This is a genomic window from Hyphomonas sp. (assembly GCF_041689225.1).
Classification (GTDB): domain Bacteria; phylum Pseudomonadota; class Alphaproteobacteria; order Caulobacterales; family Hyphomonadaceae; genus Hyphomonas.
Genome location: NZ_JBDNGN010000080.1, coordinates 1 through 8,168 on the forward strand (window position 1 = coordinate 1; position 8,168 = coordinate 8,168).

General features: G+C 55.9%; 6 protein-coding genes and 2 pseudogenes. 2 read left to right on the top strand and 6 right to left on the bottom strand.

Translation table 11 applies throughout. The annotated features are described in order from the left end of the window. Window positions 1-135 precede the first annotated feature (135 nt). The 6 genes and pseudogenes from ACESNB_RS07490 to ACESNB_RS07515 form a co-directional block, all read right to left on the bottom strand. Window positions 136-933: pseudogene (locus tag ACESNB_RS07490) on the bottom strand (Gfo/Idh/MocA family protein); the annotation flags it as partial. Between the two features lie 58 nt (window positions 934-991). After that, window positions 992-1,468, bottom strand: coding sequence for an acyltransferase (locus tag ACESNB_RS07495; RefSeq protein WP_373005882.1), 477 nt, complete (start codon window positions 1,466-1,468; stop codon window positions 992-994). 194 nt (window positions 1,469-1,662) lie between these two features. Beyond that, window positions 1,663-2,034 carry a hypothetical protein gene (locus tag ACESNB_RS07500; protein ID WP_373005892.1) on the bottom strand — a complete coding sequence of 124 codons (372 nt, stop codon included), beginning with the start codon at window positions 2,032-2,034 and terminating at the stop codon, window positions 1,663-1,665. Between the two features lie 330 nt (window positions 2,035-2,364). Beyond that, window positions 2,365-2,712: pseudogene (locus ACESNB_RS07505) on the bottom strand (glycosyltransferase family 2 protein); the annotation flags it as partial. 101 nt (window positions 2,713-2,813) lie between these two features. Beyond that, on the bottom strand, window positions 2,814-3,893 hold the full coding sequence (locus ACESNB_RS07510; RefSeq protein ID WP_373005884.1) for a glycosyltransferase family 2 protein: 1,080 nt from the start codon (window positions 3,891-3,893) through the stop codon (window positions 2,814-2,816). 209 nt (window positions 3,894-4,102) lie between these two features. Beyond that, entirely contained in the window at window positions 4,103-5,098 is a 996-nt protein-coding gene (locus tag ACESNB_RS07515) for a glycosyltransferase (RefSeq protein WP_373005886.1), read from the bottom strand. Between the two features lie 430 nt (window positions 5,099-5,528). Here ACESNB_RS07515 and ACESNB_RS07520 point away from each other — a divergent pair, with 430 nt between their 5' ends. Beyond that, window positions 5,529-6,734 (top strand): glycosyltransferase family 2 protein, encoded by a 1,206-nt coding sequence (locus ACESNB_RS07520; RefSeq protein WP_373005888.1) that lies wholly within the window; start codon window positions 5,529-5,531, stop codon window positions 6,732-6,734. Between the two features lie 50 nt (window positions 6,735-6,784). Then, window positions 6,785-8,168 (top strand): lipopolysaccharide biosynthesis protein (locus ACESNB_RS07525; RefSeq protein ID WP_373005890.1); only part of this gene is annotated, 1,384 nt, incomplete at its 3' end.

An 8,168-nucleotide genomic window follows, 5' to 3' on the forward strand; every position in this document is an offset into this window, starting at 1 on the left:
CCAAGTTATTCGGCGGCAGCATCCGCTTCAAAACGGCCGATTTTCGTTCTGGTGAGTATCCCACGTCATTGTCCTATCCCGCCCACCTGAAAATTAGAGAAAAATAGAGCAGCGGACAACATCCCTGACAGAGGGGGTGACGCCCTTATCATAGATTTTCAGTTTTTCACTCGGCTCGAGATCATCATACGTGATCATCTTGTCTGACCCGCCGATGAGGATCTGGCGAACCTTGACGGGTGCGAGCCAGGACACGTTGGCATGGGCGATCAGGCCGCTTTCGTAAAAGAGCGTGATGTAGGCGAGGTTCTCGGGCGTACCTGGGAAATGGTTGATGCCGGCTGCCGACACGGCGACCGGATGCTCATCAAACAGGTAATCAAGAATCGAGAAGTCGTGGACGCCGAGATCAGATATTACGTTCACGTCGGTTTGGAACAGACCCAGATTCACACGTATTGAATCGTAGTAGAGGATTTTGCCGAGCTCGCCGGCGTCAACGAGCTCCTTAATCTTACGGACCGTGCCAGTGTAGATGAACGTATGGTCGACGTGCAGGATGAGGCCGCGCTTCTCGGCTTCCTCGACCAGCGAACGTGCCTGAAGGGACGTCTCCGCCATGGGTTTTTCGAGCCAGACGTGCTTGCCGGCCTTGAGGGCCGCCATGGCGAGCGAAAAGTGCGTGTTGACCGGGGTAGCGATCGCCACGGCATCAATTTCCGGATCGCGGATCATTTCCTGGAAATCTGTGGTGGTCTTTGTCGCCGGGAATCGGCGCGCGACGATTTCGAGAACTTTCGGATTGAGGTCGGCCACTGTGTGGACGCGCGCATCTTTCAGTTCGGAGAAGTTGCGTACGAGGTTGGGCCCCCAGTAGCCGTATCCCACGACGCCTATGTTGACGGTTTTCTTCTGGTCTTTTTCGGCGCTCATTCTGGGCCCTTTGCGTGTTTTGGCGGCGGGGCCGCGATCAATTGTGCCTTTGATGTTCTTACTTTTTCCGGACATCGCCCACCACCTTGGCTGGTACGCCAGCGACAATTGCGAAATCGGCAACATCCTCGGTGACGACCGCTCCGGCGGCGACAAGCGCGCCTTCGCCGATCGTGATGCCACACAGGATTGTCGCGTTCGAACCTATCGAAGCCTGTCGTCTCACTCTTGTGAATTCGAGTGTCCAGTCTGCTTCGCTCTGGGCAGAGCCGTCCAGGTTCGTTGCGCGCGGAAAGCGATCATTCGTAAACATTACCCCATGGCCGACGAATACTTCGTCTTCAATCGTGACGCCTTCGCAAATGAACGTATGGGACGAGATCTTGCAGCGCTCGCCAATAACAGCACCTTTCTGGATCTCGACAAAGGACCCAATACGGCTGCCATCACGCACCTCGCACCCGTACAGGTTGACGAGCGCCGGATGATGCACGGTAACGTCCCCGATGAATTTAACACTGTCAGATATTGGCATTGAGGGTCCCCGATGCGCTTGATGGCCCAGAGGAATGCAAGTGTCAAACCACTTGCTAGGGCGCTGCAACCCGAGTTGTGGATTGAACAACGTGACGCGTGAGCTACGGTCGAGAACTCTACCCCTGGTGGGTGTGTCAATCACCGGTATCGTGTTTGCCCTGAGGGCAGGCTCAGATCGACGGAGATGCCCGGTTACTGGATTTCGCGACTGTTCCAGTTGGAGGTGCGGGTTGCATGCCTGTTTCCCAGCCGCGTGCCGACGGCGCTGACAAAGGGAAGCATTGCGACAGATGCCATCTTCTGCACTTTATGGCTCGACCCGACGAAGGGGACCTTTCGCACGACCGGGAGTACGATATTGTCATGGTAGCGCCAATTCTTCTGCTTGGCGTATTTATCGAAATAGGGGTCAGCCTGCAGGCCCCATTTCTTGCGAAAATAGTCGAGGCTTTCGCGCTGCCATTTCGGCGACCACCGCAGGACAAACAAGGGCAAATCCATCGCTTCCAAAGGATGGGCACTGTCCGGATGGCAGACCGTCGCAATGGACGTCTGTTCCAACATGATCCTGCCGCCCTTGGCCCATACGGATATGCTGAAATCGACGTGATCCTTCGAATATGGCATCTTTTCATCAAAGTCGCCGAAGCGCTCAAAGGTGTCGCGTCGTACCAGCATGCAATGGGTTTCACAAACCTGGGTTTCGCTTCGCGCCAGAGCGACATCGCCCACCTGCTTGCCTTGATGCAGGAAGTGGCGGTCCGCGAGGCGACGAGCGTCAACGGGGCCGTTGAAGAAGCCGTCGAAATCATTGGTGAAATTGCCACCTCCATGGTGGATTTCGCTGTGCAATGGTGCGCCTTGGCAGATCAGGGGCTGCACGACTTCAGCGCCTGTCTGTTCGGCGCACTCAATCAGGGGGGTGAGCCAGTTGTCGGCAACGAAGACATCATTTTCCACGAACGCCACGTATTTTGTGTTGGCCATGTGATGGCCGCGGTTCCGGGACTGCGCCGGGCTTAGGTAGTGGTCGATCCTGTGATACGTGAAGCCCTGCTCGGCGCAAATGCGTTTCAGTTCGGACGCAACGCCTTTAGGACTGCCAGCATCAATATAAATGAGGCCGTACGGCTCCTGTGTCGCTGATATGAGTGCATTCAAGGAGCGGATTGCCAAGCTGAATCGCTCCCTCGCGGAAACGATGACAGTGACGTTTGGCGTATGGGCGATGGAATCTTGCATGACGTTTCAATTCTTGAATATGGGCGGATGGCTGGCGCCATACAACGCCCTGCATTAGCGGTTGCGAGTGCCGCACCAGCGCCCGAGGCGTAAGATACCCGTCAGAGCGAGTGGGCCGGGCTCCCGACCCTGTGCGGCGTGGCGCGGGCGGTCTCCTTGACCAGAGTCTTTTCGTGATTCTTCGCCAGCCAAGAACCAAAGGCAACCACGATCGGTTCGAGCGTCATCATTACGAATTTCTGGACCTTGTAACTGTGTCCGACGAACGGAATCCGCCGCGCAAAGGGTTTCAGTATGGCTTCACGGTAGCGCCAGCTGATAATGTCGTTTCGTTTCTTGAAATACGGATCGCCTTCGAGGCCCCACTTCGTCTTGAAGTAATTGAGGCTGTCCGCCTGCCATTTGGGCGACCAGCGCAGGATGAAGTACGGATAGTCGGAGATCTGAATAGGGTTGTGCCGATTCGGAACATAAAACGTCGCGACGGACGCGGGTTCAAGCATGATGCGACCCCCATTCTTCCAGACGGTCATCGAGAAATCGAGATGGTCCTTCGTCGACAGCATCGATTCATCGAAATCGCCGAAACGTTCAAACGTGTCGCGCCTGACAAGTAAGCAGTGGACTTCGGTTACCTGAGTTTCGGCTCGGGCGAGTGGTACGTCTGAGACCTGCTTGCCCTGGTGCATTTCGATGTCGCAAATCACGTGATCCTCGGGGGCGCCCCGAAAGAAAAGGGCGATATCTTTTGCGAAGGTGCCGCCGGCCTGGTGGATCTCTGTATGAAAGGGCTTTCCCTGGCACATCAGCGGCTGGACGACTTCAGCGCCGGTCTCTTCGGCGCAACTGATCAGCCCCTCCAGCCAGTTATCGGCAACGAATGTGCAACTTTCGACAAAGGCGACGTATTTGGTGTCGGCCAGGCGATGGCCGCGATTTCTTGACTGGGCTGGACTGAGGAGTGCGTCGTAACGCGTGTAGCGAAAGCCATTCTCATCGCAGATGCGTTTCAGCTCAGCAGCCACCTTACGCGGGCTGCCCGCATCGACGTAGAGCAGCTTGTAGGGGGCGCGAGTGGCCGCGATGGTCTGGTTCAGGCTTTGGACCGCAAGACTGAACCGGTCGCGATGAACCATGATAATCGTGACATCGGGCGCAGTCTTGATCGTTTGGCTTTCCATAATCTTCCAACCTTCACTCTGTAACAATGTAATGCTGGCTTCTGGAGGCAGGTCCCCCGCAGGCCTTCCCACCGGACAGATTTGATCAATCTTGTTTCGGTGAAACTGGATATCGTTCCAAATCGTAACGCCTCAGGGGACGCAGACCGACTGGATAGGGAATATTAAAGCAAGACCCGTGCCTGCCAGCCTCGTCGCGATTCCGCGTGTCAGGTTTTTGATGGTACGTTTTCCTTCGCGATTGTGCGTTCGTAGAGCGCCACGAGTTTTTGGGTTACCCGCTCCAGATCATACATTTCTTCGACTTTTGCCCGTGCCTGCGTCACGAGTTGAGGCCAATTGGCCCTCTGGCCCATGAGGCGGTCGATCGCAGCGTACAGGCTGTCAACGTCGTTTTCAGTGGCCAGAACGCCCGTTTCGCCTTCGATGACCAGTTCCGGAATGCCGCCATGAATCGTGCCGATAACCGGTCGACCGACCGCCATTGCCTCCTTCAGCGTATTGACCGGAGCGTCCTGTCCACCTCTGGCACTCGTCATCGAGGGCGCAAGAAATACATCTGTACGACGTAAATAGCCTGCAATCTCGGCATGTGTGCGGGCCCCGTGAAGCTGGACTGACTCGCCAAGTCCAAGATCATTGGCCAGTGCTTCCAGACTTGGGCGCATCGCGCCATCACCAACGATATCGATCTTTATCGGTGTTTCAGTCCGTCGAGAGTACTCGGCGAGCGCGCGAAGCGCGACCTGGAACCCCTTTCTTTCTATCAGTCGGCCGACCATGAGGAACCGGACGTGGTTTTCTTCACGGTCGGTGGCCGGCTCAAAAGGGAAATTCTCGAGGCGGATGCCCGAGCCTATTACGTCGATCCGGTCTTGCGGGCATCCGAGATCGACGGCCCGTCTGCGAAAGTGGTCGCAATTGGCAATATAGCTCGATGCTTCGGGCCAAACATGATCATACACGTGTGGCCCAATGGCTGCGACTGTTTCCGAGATGTCATATCCTCGGAAGTTGACGACGATGTGGCCTTTGAGGAAGCCCGCCTTGCGGTGCTTGATGACGCATTCCGCGAGCGTGGCAAACTGGCAATGGAGTATATCGTACTCTGCGTCGCCATCGAATGCGCTAGCTTGATAGAAGGCTGTTAGATCGCGCATTGAGCGCCGATAGATGTTCGGACGAAGCCCGCCGAGCGCTGCCACACCGTTTTTGCGCACAATCGCACCGAGGGCGCCTGGGAGGCCGGCAACTCGCCCGACGCGTGACGTTGGCCAGCGCATATTGACTGTCCGTTGCTCCAAATGGTGCGCTTCAACCGATTTGACGGAAAGCCCCGTCGGCGCGATGTTTCCGACTCCGAAAATGTCGACACTGTGGCCCAGATCAATCAGGGCTGCCGCGCTGTTCGCAATGAATGCCTCTGACATCATCGGGAAGGCATTGACGAAGAACGCGATTTTCATCCTTGGGTGGTCCTTTGTTTTTTGCGGAAATCAATATGTGAAATTTGCGTATCGAAATGCGAACTGGCGCGTTATTTGCTACGATCTCAGGGAGCAAGTTCGGTGCCACGCCGCAGCAGATAGCGGCGAGGTGTTTAAATTGGCCCAAAGGTACGAGTCGGAATGAACAATGAAGCCATTTAACGTTACGGTCCTGATCCCGACATTTAACAGGTCGGCCTTCCTGCTGGAAAGTCTGGAATCGATTCTGGCACAAACCCGTCCAGCACATGAAATCATCATCATCAATGATGGCTCAACCGATGACACGCTTGAGCAACTGAAGGCTTATGAAGGACGCGTCCGCGTCTTGTCCAAGTCCAATGCCGGCAAATCTGCTGCCTTGAACTTCGGTCTAAAACACGTGACAGGCGATCTCGTCTGGATCTTTGATGATGACGACCTCGCTGCTCCAAAGGCTCTTGAAACCCTTGTTGGATTGCTCGAGGCCAATCCGGAAGCTGACATGGCCTACGGGCGCCACGAGCGCTTTTCCGTCGATGGGTCCGGGGAAGTGCGGTTACTTGGAACGGGCTATTGGACCAATTGCGAATCTGATGAATTCCTGACCGCCACGCTGGACGACATGTTTGCCCACCAGCAAGGCATGGTGGTTCGCAAGGACCTCTACGATCGCGTCGGTGCGTTCGACGAAACCCTCGTTCGGTCGCAGGATTACGACATGCTGATCCGCCTTGCGCGGGTCGGGACGCCGGTGTCCACCGAAGAATTCGTGTTTCAGCAACGGGTGCATGATGGCATTCGCGGGACTCAAGCCGAGCAAGTGCAGGCCAAGAAAAGAAACTCTTCCTGGTCTCAGTTCGATAAAGTGATCTTCCGCAACTACTATCCACAAATCGAACTGAAAGAATATTTGAGTGATGGGCGGTCCATATCCGATCCATTGAACAAACGGCACGCCCTTTTGCGGCGCGCCAGTGTCATGGCCCGCAAGAAGCTATGGGAACTTGCAATCAAGGACTTGCGCGCAGCTGAAAGTGTGAGCGAGGCGCCACTATCCAAGCCCGAGACGGTTGCGCTGCGCTCGGCTTTTGCGTCAAAGTATGGATGCGATGAAATTCTGACGAATTCCATGTTGATCGACGAGCTGTGCGACCTTGCTGACGTATCATTGGTCGGGGCACAGATTGTATCTTCTTTGGCGCGGGGCCTGCGTTGGAGAGTTCGGTCGGAATTCACAAAGATCAGATATTTGAAATCTGTTAGCTATTATCTGATCATGAATAAGCTCAAACGGGCGGCCTCTATGACCATCACTTCTAAAAGTCCTCACTCACTCGACCGGCACGAAAGCCAGAGCGCGGGCCATCTCTGATGGCTCAAAGCTTGCTCAGACGGGCAGGCCGGGCCGTCGTTTTGAATGCGATGGGCAACTGGATCGGCATGGTCGGGGGACTGGTGTCTCTGGTCTTCATAGCCCGGCTATTGTCGCCAATGGATTTCGGTGTGTTCGGAATGGCACTCGTGACATTATCGATCCCTGAGATTTTCGCCTCGGGCAGCTTGAACGATTCCATTGTTCAGCGCCGGGACTTGGCGGTGGGACATGTGAATTCTGTGTTTATGCAATCCCTGGGGCTGGCGTTGCTTTTTTGGTTGGGCATCAGCTTGCTGGCCCCCGCCATTGCCGCCGGGTTCAGCCACCCAGAACTCGTTCCAATTTTGCGTGTTTTTTCGATCGTCCTGATCATTGGCGCCGCCACTTCGGTGCCCGCAGCGCTCCTGCAGCGGGATCTCCGCTACAAGGAAATCACGATCGTCGACGTCGTTGGCACGGTAAGCGCTGCGGTTGTCGGCATCTGGCTGGCAGTCGTGCTGAGGGACGCATGGGCGCTCGTCTGGATGGAAATTTCGAGGCGAATGGTCAGGTTGCTGATGTTCGCCTGGCTCGCGAAATGGCGGCCTTCATTCAAGTCCAGCTGGAGCGAAACGCATGAACTCACACGTTTCAATTCAACAAATCTGACGACCAAAGTGGTGCAGGCCTTCGGCGGCGCCATTCCGAGGGTCATGATTGGAGGCGTGTTGGGACCAGCGGCGCTTGGCATGTACAACATGTCGGGGCGATTGCTCGAACAAGCGAAGTCGGCGTTCGTAACGCCCTTTGCGGCGGTCGCCTTGCCCGTTGCGTCTCAAGCGCAAAATGATCTGCCGATGCTGTTCAGAGCGATCGAAGGGGCTATGCGACTGGCTGCGCTGGTTGCATATCCGATTTTCATTGGTGGGTGCGTCATTGCGCCAATTGCCATTCCGGTCGTGTTTGGAGAGCAGTGGGTGCCCGCAGTCGCCACGATTCAGGTGTTCTTGCTGATGGGGCTTCGCGCCCCGACGTCCGCGTTCAACTCAGGCGTCTTGAATGGTGTTGGCCGTGTCGATCTGAATTTCAAATTAGCTATCATTGGCACGGTTCTGACCGCCATTGCGGTTGTGTCCACCATTCAAATCGGTCTCGAGGCGATCGCGTGGGCGCTGCTGGCCCAGCTTATGGTCAGTTGGTTTTTGGGCGCCTACGCCGTGAAGATGGCGATCGGATTCCCCATGCACCGGCAAGTAATCGCGGGATCCAGTGCCCTCATCGCCTCGATCATCATGGGTTTCATTGTCTGGTTCAGCATGGGGATTTTGCCTGACACGTGGACTGGCTTGGTCCATATCCTGGTGCTGGTTCCGATCGGTGTGGTAACCTATGTCGCGGCGCTCGCTGCCCTGTCTCCACGTCTTGCCAAGCGTATCGTTCAGGCGCTCTTCA